Origin of the sequence: Bacillus sp. ChL18, from assembly GCF_026241425.1 — a bacterium.
In the GTDB taxonomy this organism is placed as follows: Bacteria; Bacillota; Bacilli; order Bacillales; family Bacillaceae; genus Bacillus; species Bacillus velezensis.
Window position 1 is genome coordinate 985,120 of record NZ_JAPHWE010000001.1, and the last position, 21,508, is coordinate 1,006,627.

The window sequence follows — 21,508 nt, forward strand, 5'->3', positions numbered from 1 at the left end:
TAGGGGAATCAAACTCAGTTTTTTTGGAGGCTTTGACATGACGAACCTATCTTGGCTTACGTATGTAATGATCATTCTTGCCAGCTACCGGCTGACCCATTTGATCGTATTTGATAAGATTACGGAATTCATAAGAAAACCCTTTATAAAGCAAGAAAAAACCGTCGATCAAAACGGGCGCGCCGTCCAAAAAAAAGTCCCTTCCTCCGCATTCGGTTATATGCTGCAATGTTATTGGTGTGCGGGCGTCTGGTGCGCCATATTGATCGGTATCTGCTACTTGGTCTGGCCCCGCTATGCACATCCGGTTATTTTCATTTTATCCATCGCCGGAGCGCAGGCCATTCTTGAAACATGTGTCGGCGTCGGAACGAAGGTCATTGACGTGCTCGCCGCCATAAAACATAAAAAGTCCTAAAGCGTTTTATTCGCTTTAGGACTTTTTTCTTTCCCTTTTAGGCTGAGAGGAGCAAAGCAGGCTTTCTGATTCACCGCCCGGAATGCTTCGGAATACCGTAAAGCAGAGAGGGGGAAAAACATGAAAAGCTGCCGTTTTAGCATGATATGGTTTTTGGCCGTTGTACTGACAGCCGGTATCTTTACATTCTCAGCATCCGCACAAGCAAGCGGCACTCAGCCGGAGAGAGAAATGAGAGCCGTATGGATCGCGTCTGTCACCAATATCGACTGGCCCTCTAAAAAAGGGCTGTCACCGGAAGAGCAAAAAAGAGAATACAGCAAGCTGCTGGATGACGTTCAGGAGATGGGAATGAACGCCGTTATCGTCCAAATTAAGCCTGCGGCTGATGCTTTTTATCCATCAGATTACGGGCCTTGGTCAGAGTATCTGACAGGAACACAAGGCAAAAATCCGGGCTACGACCCGCTTGCTTTTTTAGTTGAAGAGACACATAAACGGAATCTTGAATTTCACGCTTGGTTCAACCCTTACCGGATCACGATGAATCACACAAATTTGAATGCGCTTTCAGATGATCATCCCGCGCGTTCCCATCCGGACTGGGTCGCTGCATACGGAAAACAGCTGTACTATAATCCGGGCATTCCGGAAGTAAGACAATTTATAACGGATGGAATCAAAGAAGTGGTCAGCCGTTATGACATTGATGCGGTTCATATGGATGATTATTTTTATCCTTATAAAATTGCCGGACAGGAGTTCCCCGATCAGGCGGAATACGAACGGTACGGAAAAGCTCACTTTGCATCAGTTGATGACTGGCGCAGGGATAACGTCAACCGGCTTGTAAAAGAAATCAACCAAACCATCAAACGAGAAAAACCTTATGTCAAATTCGGAATCAGCCCGTTCGGCGTATGGAGAAATGCCGCAGATGACCCGACAGGCTCCGAAACGGCCGCAGGGGTACGGAACTACGATGATTTATACGCTGATACGAGAGAATGGATCCAAAAAGGATACATTGATTACATCGCACCGCAAATTTACTGGAGCATCGGATTTAAAGCGGCGGCATATGACGTCTTAGCGGATTGGTGGGGAAAAGAAGTGAACAATCGGCCGGTGCATTTATATATCGGGCAGGCAGCTTATAAAATCAACAACAATGCTGACCCGGCCTGGGCCGACCCGGGGGAATACGGAAGACAGATTACTCTAAACAGGGGATCAGCTTGGATTAAAGGAAGCATGCATTTCAGTTTAAAGGATTTAAACCGTAATCCGCTCGATGTGAAAAACCGTTTGATCAAAGACATGTACAGCCGGCCCGCATTAATTCCCGAGATGCCTTGGCTCGGACATTCCGCTTTAAAAAAACCGGCTGTCAAACGGGCGGAGAAGAATGCTTCAGGCCATACACTCTATATTGAAGATGCGAAATCCAACGGTAAAAAAACGGCTTATTACGCCATTTACCGCGCAGAAAAGGGAAAGCAGCCTTATTTAGTGGATACAGTCAGAAAAACATCGTCACGGACGCAGACATTTTCAGATACTGATACTCGGGCGAAAGGAGTCTGCACCTATATCGTTACTTCCGTTGACAGGCTTCACCATGAGAGCCATCCCTCCGCAAAACGGACGGTTAAATAGCATTATTAATAAAACTGACAGTTGCGGCGCTGTCAGTTTTTTTGTAGCGGATGAGTCCGAATGTTCAGACTTCATTTGGATGGAATGAATAAAGACCCCCATTAATAAAATGTAGAAAGCAGCAGAAGGAGGAAGGTTAATGAATTTTCAACTGACAAAAGAACAGCAGATGGTGCGCGAAATGGTCAGAGATTTCGCCAAAAATGAAATTGCCCCGAAAGCCCATGAGGTTGATCAATCAGCCGTCTTCCCGATAGACACATTTAAAAAAATAGGCGAACTCGGGCTGCTCGGAATTCCGTTTCCGGAAGAATACGGCGGGGCGGGCGGTGACACCATTTCATATGCAGCAGCGGTCGAAGAAATCGGAAAAGCCTGCGGCAGCACTGGGCTGAGCTACGCGGCAGCCGTGTCACTCGGCGCAAGCCCATTATACTATTTCGGTACTGAACAGCAAAAGCAAGAACATCTTATTCCGCTTGCTTCGGGAAAAGCGCTCGGATCATTCGGACTGACAGAGCCGAATGCCGGTTCAGATGCCGGCGGAACCCAGACAAAAGCCGAGAAAAAAGGCGATGACTATGTGATAAACGGAGAGAAATGCTGGATCACAAACGCAAATTACGCCCGCACGGTCATTGTCACCGCCGTTACGGGAAAGAACTCCGACGGAAAACCGATCATTTCAGCTCTCATCGTCCCGACAGACACACCGGGATTTACGATCACAAATCCGTACGACAAGATGGGTGTGAGAGGGTCGGATACGGCCGAGCTTGTGCTGGAGGATGTCAGGGTGCCTGCCGATAACCTGCTCGGTGATCCTGAAAAAGGTTTTAAACAATTTTTATATACATTAGACGGCGGGCGGATCTCGATTGCGGCACTGGCTGTCGGTATCGCTCAAGGCGCACTGGAGGCGTCGCTGTCATATGCGAAGGAACGCAAGCAGTTCGGCAGTCCGATATCGTCATTTCAAGCCATTCAATTTAAGCTGGCCGATATGGCGATGGAAATTGACCTTGCCAGACAGATGGTGCTTAAAGCGGCATGGCTGAAGGATCAAAACCTGCCATTTACGAAAGAAGCGGCATTCGCCAAGCTTTATGCTTCAGAAATGGCCGTCAGAACATGCCTTCAGGCCATCCAAATTCATGGCGGTTCCGGTTATATGAAGGAATGCGGTGTCGAACGTATGCTTCGTGACGCAAAGCTGATGGAGATTGGCGAAGGAACGTCAGAGATTCAAAGAATGGTCATCGCAAGACAGCTTTTGAAGTGAAATGAAAACGTTTACTAAGACAGGGATGGAAAGGGGCAGGTCATATGGCTGAACTTATCCATTTAACAGCCGGAAAGCTGCTTGAGCGGACCGCGGAGCTTTTTCCGGATCGTGAAGCGGTTGTTTACCCTGAGCGCGGCCTTCGTTATACGTATGCCGAGTTTGACCGGTTATGCCGGCAAACCGCAAAAGGGCTGATGAAGCTGGGAGTTGAAAAAGGAGATCATGTGGCCATATGGGCATCCAACATTCCGGAATGGCTCGCGGCGCAATTTGCAACGGCGAAAATCGGCGCCGTTCTGGTCACCATTAATACCAATTTTCAAATCGCAGAGCTCGATTATCTGCTGGCACATTCAGACGTCTCGGCCCTGATAATCATGGATTCCTACCGGCAGACATCTTATGTTGAAATCGTGAATAAGCTGATTCCGGAGCTGAAAACGTGTGAGCGCGGCAGGCTGCGTTCGAAACGTTATCCCTTTTTACGGACGGTGTTATATATCGGTGATAAAAGCCCGCCCGGGATGCACCGTTGGGATTCTTTGCTGAAGGATGCTGAGTCTGTAACGGATGCAGAGCTTGACGGAAGGATGGACAGCCTGAAAAAGGATGATTGCATTCATATGCAATATACATCAGGTACGACCGGATTTCCGAAAGGCGTCATGCTCTCACATTTTAATATCGTAAATAACGCGGCCAATATCGCAGAATGCATGAAGCTTACTTCAAGTGACCGTTTATGTATTCCCGTGCCGTTTTTCCACTGCTTTGGGTGTGTGCTCGGCGTGCTGGCATGTGTTTCCGCGGGTGCGGCGATGATTCCGATCGAACAGTTTTCTCCGCCGGCCGTTCTGAAAACGGTGGAGCAAGAAGCCTGCACGGCTCTGCACGGTGTACCGACGATGTTTATCGCCCTCCTTCATGACAGCCGTTTTTCTGAATATGATCTTTCTCACGTCCGAACCGGTATTATGGCAGGCTCGCCATGCCCGGCGGAAGTCATGAGAGAAGTGATCGGCAAAATGGGGATGACTGACATTACAATTGCCTACGGACAGACCGAAGCATCACCTGTCATTACGCAGACAAGAACGGATGATTCATTTGAAAGAAGAGTGGAAACAGCGGGGCGCGCGCTTCCCCATATCGAAGTCAGAATCGTTCGGCCCGGAACATCCCAAGAAGCCGACCGGGGCGAACAAGGAGAGCTCTGCACCCGCGGATATCATGTCATGAAAGGCTATTATAAAAATCAAGAAGCGACCGAAGAAGCGATAGACAAAGACGGCTGGCTGCATACCGGTGATTTGGCGGTCATGGACGAGGACGGATACTGCAAAATCACGGGCCGTCTGAAAGACATGCTGATCAGGGGCGGCGAAAATATCTATCCGCGCGAGATTGAGGAAATGTTATATCGGCATCCCGCGGTAGCAGACGTTCAGGTCGTCGGCGTGCCTGATCCGAAATACGGAGAAGAGGCCGCGGCATGGGTCAGGCTCAAAGACGGACAAACCGCTTCCGCAGAAGACATCAGAACCTTTTGCAAAGAACATATCGCCCGCTATAAAGTCCCCAGGTATGTTTTGTTTACAGATGAATATCCAATGACAGCCTCAGGAAAAATTCAGAAATTCAAGCTGCGGGAAAAAACGATTGAAGAGCTCAAGTTAACTTAATGAAAAAGGAGTGCTTCACATTTGTTTAAAAAAGTCCTGATTGCCAACAGAGGAGAAATCGCCTTAAGAATTATCCGCACCTGCAAAAGTCTCGGCATCCCCTCGGCAGCTGTCTATTCAGAAGCCGACCGGGACGCGCTGCACGTAAAAGCGGCTGATGAGGCCTATCCGATCGGAAAATCGAGAGTAAATGAAAGCTATTTACATATCGACAGAATCATAGAAGCCGCCAAATCCGCCGGAGCGGACGCCATTCATCCGGGCTACGGGCTTCTGTCAGAAAACAGCCTGTTCGCCGAACGCTGCCGGAAGGAACAAATCACATTTATCGGTCCGCCCGGTGATATCATCGCCAAGATGGGCAGCAAGATAGAAGCCCGAAAAACGATGCAAAAAGCAAAGGTCCCGATCGTTCCCGGTGTTTCAGAGCCATTGCCCGATGTTCACTCCGCCTTAGCAGAAGCCCGTGCCATCGGCTTTCCGGTCATGCTGAAAGCGTCTGCAGGGGGAGGCGGAATCGGCATGCAGATCGTACATTCAGAAGAAGAGCTGGCCAAAGCGTTCGAAGGCAATCAAAAGCGGGCCGCCTCCTTTTTTGGAGACGGCGCAATGTACATGGAAAAGGTCATTGAAAATGCCCGTCATATTGAAATTCAGATACTCGCAGATTCTTTCGGCAACACCGTTCATCTGTTTGAACGTGACTGTTCAGTCCAAAGGCGCCACCAAAAAGTGATAGAAGAAGCGCCGTCGCCGTTTGTTGACGATGAATTAAGACAAAGACTCGGTGAAACCGCCGTTAAAGCCGCTAAATCGATCGGCTACCAAAATGCAGGCACAATAGAATTTCTCGTCGACCAAAAGAAACAAATCTATTTTTTAGAGATGAACACAAGACTGCAGGTGGAGCATCCGGTGACAGAAGAAATTACAGGACTGGATCTTGTGGAAGAACAGCTGAAAATTGCCGCTGGGCAGGCGCTGACTTTCTCGCAGAAAGATATCAACCACCGCGGTCATGCGATTGAAGTGCGGATCTATGCGGAAGATCCGGTCACCTTTTACCCGTCACCCGGTACCATCTCGTCTTTTTCCGTTTTACAACATCCGTCAGTGCGACACGAATGCGCCGTCGAAAAGGGAAGCGTCATTTCTCCGTTTTACGATCCGATGATTGCCAAAATGATCGTCACGGCGAATACGAGAAAACAAGCCATTGAACAACTGAAAACCGCCCTTGGCGAATATCATGTAGAAGGGATTAAAACCAACATTCCGCTGCTGACAAAAATTGCTCATTCAGAAGTGTTTGAAAAGGGCGAGGCAACAACCGGTTTTTTACAAACAATGAACGAGGGGGCGTCATAATGCGCGTCATAAAAATTCAGATGGCGGGAAACCTGTGGAAAATTCATGTGAAGCCGGGTGATGTCATTGAAGAAGGACAGGAAGTGGCCATCTTGGAATCTATGAAAATGGAAATTCCGATTATCGCTGATGCAGCGGGTACGGTGAAAGAAGTGAAAAAATCAGAAGGTGATTTCACTGATGAAGGAGAGGTCCTGATTGAACTTCAATAAAACGGGAGGTGCAGCATGAACTGTCCGAAACATGTCCGCATCAATGAAGTAGGACCGCGTGACGGCTTGCAGAATGAATCGGCGTGGGTGGATACAGAAGATAAGATTGAGTGGATCAATATGCTGTCAAAAACAGGCCTTCCCTATATCGAAGTGACATCATTCGTGCATCCGAGATGGATTCCGGCTCTTCGTGACAGCCTGGACGTCGCAAAAGGCATTGCCAGATCTGAACATACGGTCTACGCGGCTCTCGTTCCGAACCTCATCGGACTGGAGCATGCGGCAGAAGGCGGAATCGATCAGGCATGTGTATTTTTATCTGCAAGCGAAACCCATAACCAAAAAAACGTAAACAAACCGATTGACCGGACCGTTCAAGAGCTCAGGCGGGTTATTACTGAAGCAAAAGCTGAAAAAATGGCGACGAGAGCTTATCTGTCCACTGTGTTCGGCTGTCCGTACGAACAGAACGTGCCGGTCGAACAAGTCATCCGCCTGTCAGACACCCTGCTCGAAATGGGGGTTGATGAAATATCACTCGGCGACACGATCGGCGCGGCAAACCCCTTGCAGGTCATAGCCGTGCTTGAAGCCCTTTTGCCGAGAATTCCCGCCTCAAAAATCGCACTCCATTTCCATGATACAAGAGGAACGGCTCTAGCGAATATCATTCCAGCTCTTGATATGGGCATCACATCCTTTGATACTTCCTCAGGCGGGCTTGGCGGCTGCCCGTACGCCCCTGGATCAGCAGGCAACGCTGCCACAGAAGACGTCATTTATATGCTCGAACAAATGGGGATTGATACCGGGACGGACATGAATAAACTTCTTTATGCCGCCGGCTGGATCGCGGATAAAATAGGCAAAGACCTGCCAAGCAGAAACCTGCAGGCATTCAGAACGAAATGAGAAAGGAGAAGCCATGGAAGATTGCGTCTTGTATTCCGTCTGTCAAGAAACGATCGGTCTGATCACGCTGAACCGCCCGCATGCGGCCAACTCGCTGTCTTCAGAAATGATTGATCATTTACAGCGTGTGATTGAAGACATCAAAAACTCGCCCTCCATTCGTTGTGTCATTCTCACCGGCAACGGGAACACATTTTGCGCCGGTGCTGATTTAAAAGAAAGAGCGGGGATGAATCATGAACAGGTTAAGCAAAGCGTCAGGCGTATCGGTGAAACGGCCGCATCCATTGAAGCTCTCCCGCAGCCGGTCATTGCAGCGCTGAACGGAACCGCTGTCGGAGGAGGCCTTGAACTCGCTCTCGCCTGCGATATCAGAACAGCCGTCAGCCGGGCGGGCCTCGGCCTTCCTGAAACAGGGCTTGCGATCATTCCCGGGGCGGGCGGAACGCAGAGACTGCCCCGGCTTATCGGCCCTGGCGCGGCAAAAGAATTGATCTATACCGGCCGAAGACTTTCTGCAGAAGAGGGAAAAGACATGAAGCTGATCGAGCATGTTTATGAAGCCGATGAACTTATGGAAAAAGCAAAAGCACTGGCCGGCCGCATCGCCGCTAATGGGCCGATCGCCGTCAGACAAGCAAAATCCGCGATAAACAAGGGTCTGGAGACAGATCTCAATACAGGACTCGAAATCGAACGAAAAGCATATGAACAAGTCATCCCCACACTTGACAGAGAAGAGGGCCTGCGCGCTTTTAAAGAAAAAAGACCCCCTGAATACAAAGGAAAATAAAACATGGAGGGACTCGGATGGATTACGAAAAAGAACGGCAGACACGCAGCAAAATGATAGAAAAGGGAGGAGCCGCGAAATATCACGCAAGCAACGAAAAGAAGGGAAAACTTTTTGTAAGAGACAGGCTGAAGCTTTTATTCGATGACGGCATATCCGTTGAAGACGCTTTTTTCGCCGAGTGCATGTCAGACGGACTGCCGGCTGACGGGGTCGTTACCGGGATCGGAACCATCGGCGGCAGAACCGTTTGTGTGATGGCAAACGACTCAACCGTAAAGGCGGGCTCGTGGGGCGCGAAAACGGTGGAAAAAATCATCCGCATTCAGGAGACGGCGGAAAAGCTTCAGTGTCCGCTCTTGTACTTAGTCGATTCCGCAGGTGCGAGAATTACGGATCAGGTCGACATGTTCCCGGGAAGAAGGGGAGCCGGCCGCATCTTTTATAATCAAGTAAAGCTGTCGGGCCGCATTCCGCAAATCTGTTTATTGTTCGGCCCTTCCGCTGCGGGCGGCGCTTACATTCCGGCCTTTTGCGACATTGTCATTATGGTTGAGGGCAATGCATCCATGTACTTAGGTTCCCCGCGTATGGCAGAAATGGTGATTGGCGAGAAAGTATCGCTTGAAGAAATGGGCGGCGCCCGTATGCATTGTTCCGTATCAGGCTGCGGTGATCTCCTCGCCCCGACGGAACAGGAAGCAATCATGATGGCGCAGACATATCTCAGCTATTTTCCGTCAAATTATACTGAAAAAGCGCCCGTCAACAATTCTAAGAACCCGAAGGCTTTTGAAAAACCGCTCTCAGATGTCATCCCGGCACACCAAAACGCACCGTTCAACATGATGGATTTAATTGAACGTGTCATTGATGAAGACTCATTTTTTGAGATTAAACCGTTATTTGCGCAGGAATTAATAACGGGGCTTGCGCGGATTCACGGACAGCCGGTCGGCATTATCGCCAATCAGCCGCGTGTCAAAGGCGGGGTTTTATTTCTCGATTCGGCGGATAAAGCCGCAAAATTTATCGCTTTGTGCGACGCATTCCATATTCCGCTTCTGTTTTTAGCAGATATTCCCGGATTCATGATCGGAACGAAGGTTGAGCAGGCGGGCATCATCAGGCATGGCGCAAAAATGATCTCCGCAATGGCGGAAGCGACTGTTCCGAAGCTTTCCGTTATCGTCAGAAAAGCCTACGGTGCCGGATTATACGCGATGGCGGGGCCTGCTTTTGAACCGGACTGCTGTTTAGCGCTTCCGACTGCGCAAATTGCCGTAATGGGTCCTGAAGCAGCGGTGAATGCGGTCTACGCAAACAAGATCAGCGAGCTCACACCTGAAGAAAGGCCGGCTTTTATTCAAGAAAAGCGTGATGAATATAAGGAAGACATTAACCTTTACCGGCTTGCCTCTGAAATGGTGATTGACGGCGTTGTTCCTGCTGATTCCTTGCGGGAAGAACTCAATAAACGCCTCACTGCTTACATGTCCAAACAACTGACATTCACACACCGGAAACACCCCGTATACCCGGTTTAAATAAAAAAAAAAGACTGCATAGATCCGGCTCGCAGCCGTTCTTATGCAGTCTTTTTTCATAGTCTTGATCTCATTTTCTTCACAACGAAATAAACAACAATAAATACGAGAGCCAATATAATGATCGGAGTTGTATACATTCCGGCATAGCTGTCTACGTCTTTCCACTGTCCCCCGAGCTGATACCCGAGATAAACGAAAATGACAGACCACGGAATAATGGCGAGCGTCGTCAATATGACAAACTTGGAAAGAGGCATTTTCGCAAGGCCGGCCGGGATGGAGATCGCATGTCTGACGACCGGGATAAACCGCGCCGAGAACACAACGCCGGCGCCGTAACGGCGAAACCAGTTTTCCGCAACATCAACATGATGCTTTTTCAGAAGTAAGTACTTGCCGTACTTGTCCAAAAACGGCCGTCCCCCATAACGGGCGATCCAGTAAATAAAGCACTGCGCGATCGTTCCCCCGATCACACCGGCGACAATGGCGCCGATAAAGCTGATCGTGCCTTCTGACACCATATAGCCTCCGTAAGCCAGAACGATTTCACTCGGAATGATTTCGATCATTAATCCGAGCGCAATCCCTAAATAGCCCATACTTGTCAGCCAGGATAATATTTCACTAATAAAATTGCCCACACTGTTCACAACCTCTTTATCTTTTTACCCAATTATATGACTGATTGACAAGCAAAATGGTTACAAATTATTTTTTAACGCACGATTTCTTCAGATTCTCTTTTTAACACCTCTTCTAAATAAGCTAAAAGTTTCGGTCTCATTTCTTCCCGCAGAAGCCCTATCTCCGTGCCGGCCTTAAAACAGCCGAACTTATCTCCTATATCAAACCGGCTTCCTTCAAGCTCCCGCGCGTAAATGCTTCGGGTGCGGCACACTTCGCGCAGCGCGTCTGTCAATTGGATTTCGTTGCCCGCGCCTCTTCCGATCGTCTTCAGCGCTTTAAAAATGGCAGGGGTTAATATGTAGCGGCCCATCACGGCAATATGAGAGGGCGCCTTTTCAACAGCCGGTTTCTCAATCAGATCCTCAACCTGGTACACATGACCGCTCTGCCGCCCCGTCTGTATAATACCATATTTGCTGACATCAGCAGGATCGACGGGCTGTACGCCGATCGTTTCTGTGCCGTGTTGGTTATAGACGTCTATGAGCTGTGAAAGAGCAGGAGTATCAGATACCATAATATCATCACCTAATAGAACGGCAAAAGGCTCATCTCCGATAAAATGCTCCGCACACAGCACCGCATGTCCTAATCCGAGCGGTTCTTTCTGACGGATGTAATGAATATTGGCCAAATCGGCAATCCGCTGCATTTCCTTCAGCGCCTCCGTCTTGCCTTTTTCCTCAAGATTGAATTCCAATTCCGCCGACCGGTCAAAATGATCTTCAATCGAGCGTTTGTTTCTCCCTGTAATAATCAATATATCTTCAATTCCTGCCGCTGCGGCCTCTTCGACAATATATTGGATGGCCGGTTTGTCGACAATCGGCAGCATTTCTTTAGGCTGCGCCTTTGTCGCCGGCAGAAATCTCGTTCCTAAACCTGCTGCGGGAATGACCGCTTTTCTCACTTTTTTTCTCATTCATCTTCACTCCTGATCCTGTATGTTTTTCAGCGAATCTCCAAATACCCAGATTCGGTTTCCGATAAAATTCATCATCATTCCGCCGATAGTGGCGGCGAACTTACTCACCAATAGCGAACAGCCGCCTTTTTGAAACGCGTAAAGCAGCAAAAAGGTGATTCCCGACGCGGCAAGATTAATCATGACAAATCGCATGATCTCTTTCCCGTCAGCCTTGCGTTTTACACGAAACGTCCACTTCCGGTTCCATACATAGCTGTTGATGATCCCTGCCGAATAGGAGCAGATCTGCGCCGGAAGATAGGGGACATGACAAGCGGCGAGAAGAAAGAAGACACCAAAATCGATCAGCGTATTGCCGACGCCTACAGTGCAAAAACGGCCTGCTGTCTTTACTTTTTCTTTCAGCATAACGGTGACCTCCCCTCATAATAAGATGCGGTTCGCTGTCCTATTTGTTGATATGGATTACTTTAGCGGACAGTGTTGAATAAACAATTACTAAAATATGAACAAAACATGAAAACGTAATGAGGCTTTGCAAAACTCATTAAGTTAACAGTTTGATAGTTTAGGTTGACATATTCCGTGGAGAGCACTAATATTCTGTATAAGTGTTAACCTTTAATAATTTTGGTTAACATTAATTTTCAAAGTAAGAGAAAGGAGGGGAATATATGCGGGAAGAAACCTATTACAGCGTCAGAATGAGAGCTTCCCGAAACGCCCCCCATGAGCAGGGTGGAAAACACATTTCCGGCGGAGAACGGCTCATCATTTACGGCGGTTTACAGGAAGCGGTAGATGGCTTATTACATAAAGGCTTCTCGCACTCAAGAGGGATACCTGATTTTATGCAGATTCAGCTTGAAAGCGTTAATGAACCGATCGAAACGATCCGCCCTTTGCCGGTTGCTTTCCATCAAACAGACACGCCGGAAAAAGGACAAGCAATCGCCCGCAAGCTTCTGCAAAAGGCGGGGATTTCCCCGTACATGATAGAGAAAGCGTATGAAAACATTGCGGAATATGCAGAAGCAAGAGGAGCGGTCCTGTTTGATATCCGGGCAGGAGAACGCATTGACGGCAGAGGAAATAGAGGTGTGCGGGTATCCCGAGTGGATTGGCCGTCACATGATTTTCAAAAATGGGCTTTTACTCACAACATGCCGGAAAATTCACGAATAAAAGAAGCACATGCCATCGCGGCAAAAGTTTGCGCATATCCAAGGATTATTGCTGAATTGTGCTGGTCGGATGACCCTGATTACATAACAGGCTACGTTGCCGCAAAAAAGCTGGGATATCAGCGGATTGCCAAGATGAAAAATGCCGGAGATGAAAGCGGCTGCCGGATTTTCTTTACAGATGGCTCCATAGATACGGAGAGCTGTATCCATTTTTTAGAGAAGCAGCCTGTATTCATTCAGCGGGAGGAGAAATGATGAAACAATCAATGATTGAAAAAAGCAAAAAGCATCTTTGGCTGCCTTTCACACAAATGAAAGATTACGATGAAGATCCGTTAATCATTGAAAGCGGAAACGGGATCATGCTGAAAGACATCAGCGGCAAAGAATATTATGACGGCTTTTCTTCAGTATGGCTCAATGTACACGGCCACCGCAAAAAAGAAATGGATGAAGCGATTCAAAAACAGCTTGAAAAAATCGCTCATTCGACCTTGCTGGGTATGACGAACGTTCCCGCAACAGAACTTGCCGAGATGCTGACAGGCATCACACCGGAAAAACTGACACGCGTTTTTTACTCCGACAGCGGAGCGGAAGCAATGGAAATCGCTCTGAAAATGGCCTTTCAATACTGGAAAAACATAGGGAGACCCGAGAAACAGACATTTATTTCTATGCAGAACGGCTATCACGGCGATACGATCGGAGCCGTCAGCGTCGGCTCCATTGAACTCTTCCACCATGTGTACGGCCCGCTGATGTTTGAAAGCTACAAAGCCCCGATTCCGTATGTATACAGATCTGAAAGCGGCGCCCCCGTACAGTGCCGGGATGAATGCCTTCACGCGCTCGAACAGCTGCTTGCAAAGCACCACGAAGAGATTGCCGCACTTACGATTGAATCGATGGTGCAAGGCGCATCCGGGATGATCGTCATGCCTGAAGGCTTTCTGGCAGGCGTACGAAAGCTGTGTACGGCATATGATGTGTTAATGATCGTTGACGAAGTGGCGACGGGGTTCGGCCGCACCGGAAAAATGTTTGCCTGTGAGCATGAAAATGTCCAGCCGGACTTGATGGCGGCAGGGAAAGGCATTACAGGAGGCTATTTGCCGATCGCTGTGACGTTTGCCACAGAAGCCATTTATGAAGCCTTCTACGATGACTACGACAAAATGAAAACATTTTTCCACGGCCATTCCTATACAGGGAATCAGCTTGGCTGTGCCGCGGCAATTGAAAATCTGCGTTTATTCGAATCAGAGCGCATCGTTGAACAAGTCGCTGAAAAATCAAAAACGGCAGCGAAATTTCTTCATAATCTGAAGCAGCTTCCTCATGTCGGCGATGTCCGCCAGCTCGGTTTCATGTGCGGCATAGAGCTTGTGCAGGATAAGGGGACAAAACAGCCTTATCCGCCTGAAAAGCGGATGGGATACAAGGTGTCCTTGAAAATGAGAGAGCTTGGTATGCTGACACGGCCGCTCGGAGACGTCATCGCCTTTCTGCCGCCGCTTGCCAGCACAACCGATCAGTTACAAGCCATGATCTCCATTATAAAAGAAGCGATAGCCGAGGTGACCGGCCGTGGATTTTGACGGATGGCTCCTCGGAAGGCTCGATGCGGTGAAAAGAGACGGGCTGTATCGGACGCTGCGAACACAGGAAACCGCTCTCAAAACCAAAGGGCAAAAGCGGCAGACCTGGGCGTCCAATGACTATTTAGGCCTGTCAAAAGATGAGCGGCTGATCACAGCCGCGCAAACGGCGCTGAGCCGGTTCGGAGCGGGAAGCGGCGGCTCACGGTTAACGACAGGAAATACTGTGTGGCACGAAAAACTTGAACAAACAATCGCGGACTTTAAACAGACGGAAGCGGCTTTATTGTTTTCAAGCGGTTACTTGGCGAATATCGGCGTGCTTGCCTCACTGCCTCAAAAAGGCGATGTCATTTTAAGCGATCAACTGAACCATGCGAGCATTGTTGACGGCTGCCGTTTATCAAAAGCGGAAACCATCGTGTACCGCCATATTGATATGGCTGATCTTGAGAAAAAACTTGCTTCCGTCCAGGCTCGGAACCGCCGCTTCATCGTCACAGACGGCGTCTTCAGCATGGACGGCACCATCGCGCCTCTTGACCGCATAATGGCGCTTGCAAAGCAGTACCAGGCATTTGTGATAGCAGATGACGCGCATGCAACCGGTGTACTCGGGGAAAACGGCGGCGGAACCAGTGACTATTTCGGTGTTTGTCCGGATGTTGTCATCGGCACATTAAGCAAAGCTGTAGGAACGGAAGGCGGTTTTGCCGCGGGATCAAACATTTTCATTGATTTTTTGCTGAATCAGGCACGGACGTTTATTTTTCAGACGGCCCTCCCGCCGTCAATTTGTGCGGCTTCACATACGGCATTTGACATCATATCAGATATGCACGATACGCGCCGTGAGCTGCAATCATCTGTCAAAACGATAAAAACGCGGCTGACCGATATGGGCTTTACCGTAAGAGGCGGAGATACACCGATTATCCCCGTTATCATCGGTGATGCAAAAACAGCGGTTTCAGCCGCTGCGCTGCTGGAGAAAAAGGGAATCTGCGCCCCGGCCATCCGCCCGCCCGCCGTTCCGGAAGGCGAAAGCAGAATCAGGCTGACCGTTACGGCGGATCGCAGCTTACAGGACATAGACGAACTGACAGAAGCATTTGATTCCATCAGAAAAGAGCTGAATATAAACAAATGAGAAGTTTTTTTGTTACAGGAACAGATACCGGCGTCGGAAAAACCATCGTTTCTTGCGGACTTGCTGCGGCATTCCGGCAGAAACAGGCGGATATCGGAGTGTTTAAGCCGTTTTTAAGCGGTGTGCCGCGGACTCATCCGGAAAGTGACACCTCGCTCTTGAAAGACATGTCACAAACCGCACTGTCTCATGAAGAAATTACGCCATTTGAATGGAAAGAGCCGCTTGCGCCATACACGGCCGCCATGCTTGAGGGGAAATCCGTGAGCATGGCGGATGTCATGGCCCACTGGAGTAAGATCAAAAATCGTCATGAGTGTTTTATCGTCGAGGGGGCAGGCGGCATTTCCGTCCCGCTTGGTGAAAATTACTTAGTCAGTGATCTGATAAAAGCCATGGAATTGCCGGCAGTGATTGTCACCAGGCCTGATCTCGGAACCATCAACCACACATATTTAACCGTTGAATATGCGAAAAACATGGGGATAGAGGTTCTCGGCATTATTATCAACGGCGTAAAGAGCCGGCCGGGGCTGGACGAAAAGACAAACCCGAGCATGATTGAAACATTATGCAAAGTTCCGATTTTGGGAATCACACCGAAGCTGGATCACGTTTCACCGGAAAACATTCAACACATGATTGAGAAACATATAGATGTTACCTCTTTCATGAATCTGACACAAATGGGGAGATAAACATGAATCAATGGATGGATCTTGCAGAGAGAGTGCTGGACGGGGCGGATGTAACGAATCAAGAAGCGCTTGCCATTTTAAATTGTCCTGATGAGGATCTTTTATTGCTGATGCATGCCGCTTTTCATATCAGAAAACGATTTTACGGAAAAAAAGTAAAGCTGAATATGATTATGAATGCAAAATCAGGCCTGTGTCCGGAAAATTGCGGGTACTGTTCTCAATCTTCAATATCAAAAGCGCCGATCGAGTCTTATCGGATGGTGGATAAGCATATATTGCTAAAGGGGGCAAAACGCGCCCACGACCTGAATATAGGGACATACTGCATCGTCGCCAGCGGGCGGGGACCGTCAAACAGAGAAGTAGATCAAGTTGTTGATGCTGTCAAAGAAATTAAAGAAACGTACGGTTTAAAAATCTGCGCATGCCTCGGTCTGCTGAAGCCGGAACAGGCAGAGCGGCTGAAACAGGCAGGAGTAGACCGGTACAATCATAACATCAATACATCACAAAGGAATCACTCAAACATTACGACCTCCCACACGTATGACGACAGGGTCAATACAGTGGAAACGGCGAAACAATCGGGGATGTCACCTTGTTCTGGTGTCATCGTCGGCATGAAAGAGACGAAACAGGACGTCATTGATATGGCGAACAGCTTAAAAGCGCTTGACGCCGACAGCATCCCGGTTAATTTTCTGCATGCGATTGACGGAACCCCGTTAGAAGGGGTAAGCGAATTACATCCGGTGTATTGCCTGAAAGTGCTCGCCTTGTTCCGTTTTATCAATCCGTCAAAAGAAATCCGTATCTCAGGAGGCCGGGAAGTCAACCTTCGTTCGCTGCAGCCGCTGGGACTTTATGCCGCAAATTCGATTTTCGTCGGAGATTACTTAACGACAGCAGGGCAGCATGAAACAGAGGATCATCAAATGCTTCATGATTTAGGTTTTGAAGTCGAATCCGTTGAAGAAATGAAAGCCGGCCTGCAATACGGAGGTATGAGATGACGGCAGGCCTATCGATTGCACATCCGTCTCTCCATGCGGATTCGGATTTTTGGAATGACCCTTACCCGTTTTATGACAAACTGCGATCCATTGATCCTGTTTATAAAGGAACCGTATTAAAATATCCGGGCTGGTATGTCACCGGGTACAAAGAAGCGGCAGCGATTCTGAAAGACACCCGGTTTAAAAACCGCATTCCTCTTCCGGAAGCTTCAACGAAATATCAAAATCTATCGCATATCCAGCACGATATGCTGTTATTTAAAAATCAATCAGACCATAAACGGATGCGGATGCTTATCGGTAAAGAATTTACCGCAAAGACGGCGGAATCACTTCGCCCCTGTATAAAAGAAACGGTTCATGACTTGTTGGATCAAGTCCAAATCAAAAAAAACGCGGACCTTGTTTCAGAGTTTGCCTTTCCATTGGCAAGCCTTATCATTGCGGAAATACTCGGAGTGCCGAAAGAGGAGAGATATCAATTCAGACAATGGACGGCAGACGTCATTCAGGCCATTGATCTTACCCGATCAAGAAAGACGTTAGTCAGAGCAAGCGACACCGCAGGCAGGCTCACGTCATATTTCAGAGATTTGATTCACAAGCGGAAAGCTCACCCTCAGCAAGACTTGATCAGCAGGTTTATTATGGAGGAACAGCTTTCAAAAGAGGAAGTGCTCGCGACATGTATCTTACTTGTCATAGCCGGACACGAGACGACGGTAAACCTCATGAGCAACGGTGTGTTTACTTTATTGAAACACCCTGAACAGCTTAGCGCACTGAGAGAAAACCCCTCGCTTATTGAAACTGCAGTCGAGGAATGTCTGCGTTACGACAGCCCCGCGCAGCTGACGGCACGCACCGCCTCAGAAGACTGCGAAATAAATGGGAAGACCATAAAAAAAGGGGAGCAGGTATATATCCTATTAGGGGCAGCCAATCGCGATCCAAGCATATTCGATCAGCCTCACAAAATGGATATCCAAAGAAAACCGAATCCGCATCTTGCATTCGGAAAGAACGCCCATTTTTGCATAGGCTCCTCATTAGCGCGAATCGAAGCACAAATTGCAATTCTCACACTGTTTGAGCGGATGCCTAAACTTTGGCTGGCCGCACACCGCCTTGAATACCGCAAGCTCATTGGTTTTAGGTCGCTCAAAGAGCTTCCGGTTGTCATTGGCTGAATGACCATGCAGGAGGGCCGGATTTTATCGGTTCCTCTTGCAGGAAATAAATGAAAGAAAAAAGAATACATATTTATAAAGCAAAAATCCTCTCTGGTCCATCTCACTATCCCTAAAAAAACTCACTGCTCAGCCAATCAATATAATGCAACAAGGGTCTCCTTTTCTTTTGCCAAAACGGAGAATTCACCATGATGCACATTTTTTCAGCCTCAAAAACTGTGCAAAACCGGCATGTTTTTGCTTTATTTTCTCTATTTTTGTAAGCGCTTACCAACATTGAGCAGAAAAGAGGGGGATTTGTGGACATTGTTATTATTTTATTGGCATTAGGCATGCTGATGTTTGCGGCTTACCGGGGCTTTTCAGTCATTTTATTCGCCCCGATTTGTGCGCTGTTTGCCGTGCTCCTGACAGATCCAAGCTTCGTACTTCCTTTCTTCTCGAATATATTTATGGAGAAGATGGTAGGATTTATTAAGCTGTATTTTCCCGTATTTCTTTTAGGGGCCGTTTTTGGCAAGGTGGTTGAAATATCGGGGCTCGCTGAGTCGATTGCAAAAACAATCGTCAAGCTTGTGGGAGCAAAAAGAGCCATTCTCGCCATCGTCTTAATGGGTGCGATTTTAACGTACAGCGGCGTCAGTCTCTTCGTAGCGGTGTTTGCCATTTATCCGTTTGCTAAAAACCTATTTATGAAAGCTGATATTCCCAAGCGTCTGATACCCGGTACGATTGCATTGGGCGCCTTTACATTTACAATGGATGCGCTTCCCGGCACACCGCAAATCCAAAATGTCATTCCGACCGCTTTTTTTAAAACAAACATTTATGCCGCCCCCTGGCTCGGACTGATTGGTGCAGCATTTGTGCTTACGGCCGGAATGATTTATTTAGAATCCCGGCGCAAAAAAGCGGCCAATGCCGGAGAAGGCTATGCTGGATTTCAATCTGAAGTTTCCGCTGCAGAGGAATCCTCAGGTCTGGCTAATGAAAAACATACGCCTGTTTTACCGCAGGAGGCAGAACCCAGCCCCGCGCGGCAAGTGCTCGCCTTTGTTCCGCTTATCCTTGTGGGGGTCATGAACAAATGCTTCACGATGTGGCTCCCGCATTGGTACCCTGACGGATTTGATTTTGCGCCGCTCGGCTTAGAAGCGTTCGGGAAAATTGACCTTTCCTCCGTCACTGCGATCTGGTCAGTAGAACTCGCACTATTCATCGGAATCATGACAACGATTTTGTTCGATTGGAAAAAAGTCCTCTTCAATTTGAAAGAAGGACTGAATGAGGGCATCGGGGGCGCCTTGCTGGCGTCGATGAATACAGGAGCCGAATACGGATTTGGCGGCATCATTGCGGCGCTTCCCGGCTTTAAAATGGTCAGCAGCGGCATATCGCAGACGTTTACTGATCCGCTCGTCAACGGAGCGGTGACGACCACTGCGCTTGCAGGGATTACAGGCTCGGCATCAGGAGGAATGGGCATCGCTTTAAGTACGATGTCAGCAGCGTATACAGAAGCAATCAATACATTCCACATCCCGCCGGAGGTCATGCACCGGGTGATTTCGATGGCCTCCGGCGGGATGGACACTCTTCCGCATAATGGCGCCGTCATTACGCTGCTCGCGGTCACCGGGTTGACCCACCGCCAATCCTACAGGGATATCTTTGCCATTACCGTCATTAAAACAGCCGCTGTGTTTGTCATCATCGCCATTTATAGTCTGACGGGCCTTGTGTAGCCAAAACAGAAAGGGGAAACGAATATGGGAATAGGAAAAGTGATGGACTCTTATCAAGATGCTGCTGCACTGATCAAGGACGGAGACACCCTCATCGCAGGAGGCTTCGGCTTGTGCGGTATTCCGGAACAATTAATTCTCGCGATCAGGGACAGCGGTGTTAAAAATTTGACCGTTGTCAGTAATAACTGCGGTGTTGATGATTGGGGTTTAGGCCTCTTGCTTGCAAACCGGCAGATCAAAAAAATGGTCGCATCCTATGTGGGAGAAAACAAAACCTTTGAACGGCAGTTTTTAAGCGGGGAGCTGGAAGTCGAATTGGTGCCCCAAGGAACGCTCGCAGAAAGAATTCGCGCGGGAGGGGCGGGCATTCCGGCGTTTTATACACCTGCGGGCGTCGGAACATCAGTAGCCGAGGGCAAAGAACATAAGACATTTGACGGGCGCACCTACCTTCTGGAGAAAGGGATTACAGGGAACGCCGCCATCGTAAAGGCCTGGAAAGCTGATCCTCTGGGCAACCTGATGTTCAGAAAGACGGCAAGAAATTTCAATCCGCTCGCTGCAATGGCAGGCAAAGTGACGATTGCAGAGGCTGAAGAAATCGTCGATGCCGGAGAGCTTGATCCGAATCAAATTCATACGCCGGGTATTTTTGTGCAGCACGTGCTGCACGGCGGGATTCATGAAAAACGGATTGAACGCCGCACCGTCCGGCAAGCATGATAAAGGAGGCTGACAGAATGAGAGATAGCAGAAAACGAATGATCAAACGGGCTGTAAAGGAAATTAAGGACGGAATGAATGTGAACTTGGGGATAGGGATGCCGACGCTTGTAGCCAATGAGATACCGAATGATTATAACGTCCTGCTTCAGTCTGAAAACGGCTTGCTCGGGATCGGGCCTTATCCGGCGGCAGGAACGGAGGACCCCGATCTGATCAATGCAGGAAAAGAAACCATTACCGAGGTAAAGGGAGCCTCGTATTTTGACAGTGCCGAATCCTTTGCCATGATTCGCGGCGGCCACATTGATGTAGCGATCCTCGGCGGGATGGAAGTGTCCGAACGGGGAGATTTGGCGAACTGGATGATCCCCGGAAAAATGATCAAAGGAATGGGCGGCGCAATGGACCTAGTCCACGGAGCAAAACGGATTATTGTCATTATGGAGCATGTTAATAAATATGGGGAATCTAAAGTGAGAACGGAATGTACGCTGCCTTTAACCGGCAGGCAGGTGGTCGATCGGCTGATCACAGATTTGGCTGTATTCGATTTTCATGATGGCCGTATGACGCTCACCGAACTGCAGGAAGGTGTAACTATGGAGGAGGTCTTTGAGAAAACAGAAGGTCATTTTACTGTCAGCCAGTCGTTAAAAAATGGGGTCAGACCAAAATGAGGAGGTGCC

The 21,508-nt window shown here is 48.6% G+C and carries 20 protein-coding genes and 1 pseudogene; 18 read left to right on the forward strand and 3 right to left on the reverse strand.

The genetic code is table 11. From position 1 onward, the window contains the following. The first annotated feature begins 37 nt into the window (after positions 1–37). The 9 genes from OQ477_RS05045 to OQ477_RS05085 all read left to right on the forward strand — a co-directional run bounded on the left by OQ477_RS05045 (position 38) and on the right by OQ477_RS05085 (position 9,879). Positions 38–418 carry a DUF1360 domain-containing protein gene (locus OQ477_RS05045; protein WP_003153891.1) on the forward strand — a complete coding sequence of 127 codons (381 nt, stop codon included), beginning with the start codon at positions 38–40 and terminating at the stop codon, positions 416–418. Positions 419–538: 120 nt separating this feature from the next. Continuing rightward, positions 539–2,077: a glycoside hydrolase family 10 protein gene (locus OQ477_RS05050; protein WP_265971613.1), complete on the forward strand. Its 1,539-nt coding sequence runs from the start codon at positions 539–541 to the stop codon at positions 2,075–2,077. 139 nt (positions 2,078–2,216) lie between these two features. After that, positions 2,217–3,359 carry an acyl-CoA dehydrogenase family protein gene (locus OQ477_RS05055; RefSeq protein ID WP_044802950.1) on the forward strand — a complete coding sequence of 381 codons (1,143 nt, stop codon included), beginning with the start codon at positions 2,217–2,219 and terminating at the stop codon, positions 3,357–3,359. Positions 3,360–3,403: 44 nt separating this feature from the next. Next, positions 3,404–5,044, forward strand: coding sequence for an AMP-binding protein (locus OQ477_RS05060; protein ID WP_265971614.1), 1,641 nt, complete (start codon positions 3,404–3,406; stop codon positions 5,042–5,044). 21 nt (positions 5,045–5,065) lie between these two features. Beyond that, positions 5,066–6,412, forward strand: a complete 1,347-nt coding sequence (locus OQ477_RS05065) for an acetyl-CoA carboxylase biotin carboxylase subunit (protein WP_265971615.1) — start codon at positions 5,066–5,068, stop codon at positions 6,410–6,412. Next, positions 6,412–6,624: an acetyl-CoA carboxylase biotin carboxyl carrier protein subunit gene (locus OQ477_RS05070; protein ID WP_265971616.1), complete on the forward strand. Its 213-nt coding sequence runs from the start codon at positions 6,412–6,414 to the stop codon at positions 6,622–6,624. The genes OQ477_RS05065 and OQ477_RS05070 overlap by 1 nt, the downstream gene beginning before the upstream one ends. Positions 6,625–6,639: 15 nt before the next feature. After that, positions 6,640–7,539, forward strand: coding sequence for a hydroxymethylglutaryl-CoA lyase (locus OQ477_RS05075; protein ID WP_007410122.1), 900 nt, complete (start codon positions 6,640–6,642; stop codon positions 7,537–7,539). Between the two features lie 13 nt (positions 7,540–7,552). After that, positions 7,553–8,332, forward strand: a complete 780-nt coding sequence (locus OQ477_RS05080; RefSeq protein WP_265971617.1) for an enoyl-CoA hydratase — start codon at positions 7,553–7,555, stop codon at positions 8,330–8,332. A 17-nt stretch (positions 8,333–8,349) separates the two neighbouring features. Next, complete coding sequence (locus OQ477_RS05085) at positions 8,350–9,879, forward strand: acyl-CoA carboxylase subunit beta (RefSeq protein WP_265971618.1); 1,530 nt, start codon at positions 8,350–8,352, stop codon at positions 9,877–9,879. A gap of 56 nt (positions 9,880–9,935) precedes the next feature. Here OQ477_RS05085 and OQ477_RS05090 read toward each other — a convergent pair whose 3' ends face one another. The 3 genes and pseudogenes from OQ477_RS05090 to OQ477_RS05100 all read right to left on the reverse strand — a co-directional run bounded on the left by OQ477_RS05090 (position 9,936) and on the right by OQ477_RS05100 (position 11,952). Then, a complete protein-coding gene (locus OQ477_RS05090; RefSeq protein WP_007410125.1) occupies positions 9,936–10,526 on the reverse strand; it encodes a DedA family protein in 591 nt (196 codons plus the stop codon). Between the two features lie 74 nt (positions 10,527–10,600). Further along, entirely contained in the window at positions 10,601–11,494 is an 894-nt protein-coding gene (galU, locus tag OQ477_RS05095) for a UTP--glucose-1-phosphate uridylyltransferase GalU (RefSeq protein ID WP_265971619.1), read from the reverse strand. Between the two features lie 6 nt (positions 11,495–11,500). Continuing rightward, positions 11,501–11,952: pseudogene (locus tag OQ477_RS05100) on the reverse strand (GtrA family protein). A gap of 222 nt (positions 11,953–12,174) precedes the next feature. Between OQ477_RS05100 and OQ477_RS05105 the strand changes: the two are divergent. The 9 genes from OQ477_RS05105 (at position 12,175) to OQ477_RS05145 (ending at position 21,499) form a co-directional block, all read left to right on the forward strand. After that, positions 12,175–12,942, forward strand: coding sequence for a 6-carboxyhexanoate--CoA ligase (locus OQ477_RS05105; RefSeq protein ID WP_265971620.1), 768 nt, complete (start codon positions 12,175–12,177; stop codon positions 12,940–12,942). Continuing rightward, entirely contained in the window at positions 12,942–14,288 is a 1,347-nt protein-coding gene (gene bioA, locus OQ477_RS05110) for an adenosylmethionine--8-amino-7-oxononanoate transaminase (RefSeq protein WP_265971621.1), read from the forward strand. The genes OQ477_RS05105 and bioA overlap by 1 nt, the downstream gene beginning before the upstream one ends. Beyond that, positions 14,278–15,438: an 8-amino-7-oxononanoate synthase gene (bioF, locus tag OQ477_RS05115; RefSeq protein WP_416346513.1), complete on the forward strand. Its 1,161-nt coding sequence runs from the start codon at positions 14,278–14,280 to the stop codon at positions 15,436–15,438. Before bioA ends, bioF begins: the two co-directional genes overlap by 11 nt. After that, positions 15,435–16,136: a dethiobiotin synthase gene (bioD, locus tag OQ477_RS05120; protein WP_265971623.1), complete on the forward strand. Its 702-nt coding sequence runs from the start codon at positions 15,435–15,437 to the stop codon at positions 16,134–16,136. The genes bioF and bioD overlap by 4 nt, the downstream gene beginning before the upstream one ends. A 2-nt stretch (positions 16,137–16,138) precedes the next feature. After that, a complete protein-coding gene (gene bioB / locus OQ477_RS05125) occupies positions 16,139–17,152 on the forward strand; it encodes a biotin synthase BioB (RefSeq protein WP_265971625.1) in 1,014 nt (337 codons plus the stop codon). Next, positions 17,149–18,345, forward strand: coding sequence for a cytochrome P450 (locus OQ477_RS05130; RefSeq protein WP_265971627.1), 1,197 nt, complete (start codon positions 17,149–17,151; stop codon positions 18,343–18,345). The genes bioB and OQ477_RS05130 overlap by 4 nt, the downstream gene beginning before the upstream one ends. A gap of 302 nt (positions 18,346–18,647) precedes the next feature. After that, positions 18,648–20,093 carry a GntP family permease gene (locus tag OQ477_RS05135; protein WP_029973831.1) on the forward strand — a complete coding sequence of 482 codons (1,446 nt, stop codon included), beginning with the start codon at positions 18,648–18,650 and terminating at the stop codon, positions 20,091–20,093. A gap of 30 nt (positions 20,094–20,123) precedes the next feature. Then, entirely contained in the window at positions 20,124–20,819 is a 696-nt protein-coding gene (locus OQ477_RS05140) for a CoA transferase subunit A (RefSeq protein WP_265972423.1), read from the forward strand. A gap of 17 nt (positions 20,820–20,836) precedes the next feature. Next, positions 20,837–21,499, forward strand: a complete 663-nt coding sequence (locus OQ477_RS05145; protein ID WP_265971630.1) for a CoA transferase subunit B — start codon at positions 20,837–20,839, stop codon at positions 21,497–21,499. Positions 21,500–21,508 lie beyond the last annotated feature (9 nt).

Excerpts from the sequence above, each read along its gene's own strand:
- OQ477_RS05045 (WP_003153891.1), top strand. The coding sequence starts at position 38 with ATGACGAACCTATCTTGGCTTACGTATGTAATGATCATTCTTGCCAGC.
- OQ477_RS05050 (WP_265971613.1), top strand. The coding sequence starts at position 539 with ATGAAAAGCTGCCGTTTTAGCATGATATGGTTTTTGGCCGTTGTACTG.
- OQ477_RS05055 (WP_044802950.1), top strand. The coding sequence starts at position 2,217 with ATGAATTTTCAACTGACAAAAGAACAGCAGATGGTGCGCGAAATGGTC.
- OQ477_RS05060 (WP_265971614.1), top strand. The coding sequence starts at position 3,404 with ATGGCTGAACTTATCCATTTAACAGCCGGAAAGCTGCTTGAGCGGACC.
- OQ477_RS05070 (WP_265971616.1), top strand. The coding sequence starts at position 6,412 with ATGCGCGTCATAAAAATTCAGATGGCGGGAAACCTGTGGAAAATTCAT.
- OQ477_RS05075 (WP_007410122.1), top strand. The coding sequence starts at position 6,640 with ATGAACTGTCCGAAACATGTCCGCATCAATGAAGTAGGACCGCGTGAC.
- OQ477_RS05080 (WP_265971617.1), top strand. The coding sequence starts at position 7,553 with ATGGAAGATTGCGTCTTGTATTCCGTCTGTCAAGAAACGATCGGTCTG.
- OQ477_RS05085 (WP_265971618.1), top strand. The coding sequence starts at position 8,350 with ATGGATTACGAAAAAGAACGGCAGACACGCAGCAAAATGATAGAAAAG.
- galU (WP_265971619.1), bottom strand. The coding sequence starts at position 11,494 with ATGAGAAAAAAAGTGAGAAAAGCGGTCATTCCCGCAGCAGGTTTAGGA.
- OQ477_RS05105 (WP_265971620.1), top strand. The coding sequence starts at position 12,175 with ATGCGGGAAGAAACCTATTACAGCGTCAGAATGAGAGCTTCCCGAAAC.
- bioA (WP_265971621.1), top strand. The coding sequence starts at position 12,942 with ATGAAACAATCAATGATTGAAAAAAGCAAAAAGCATCTTTGGCTGCCT.
- bioD (WP_265971623.1), top strand. The coding sequence starts at position 15,435 with ATGAGAAGTTTTTTTGTTACAGGAACAGATACCGGCGTCGGAAAAACC.
- bioB (WP_265971625.1), top strand. The coding sequence starts at position 16,139 with ATGAATCAATGGATGGATCTTGCAGAGAGAGTGCTGGACGGGGCGGAT.
- OQ477_RS05130 (WP_265971627.1), top strand. The coding sequence starts at position 17,149 with ATGACGGCAGGCCTATCGATTGCACATCCGTCTCTCCATGCGGATTCG.
- OQ477_RS05145 (WP_265971630.1), top strand. The coding sequence starts at position 20,837 with ATGAGAGATAGCAGAAAACGAATGATCAAACGGGCTGTAAAGGAAATT.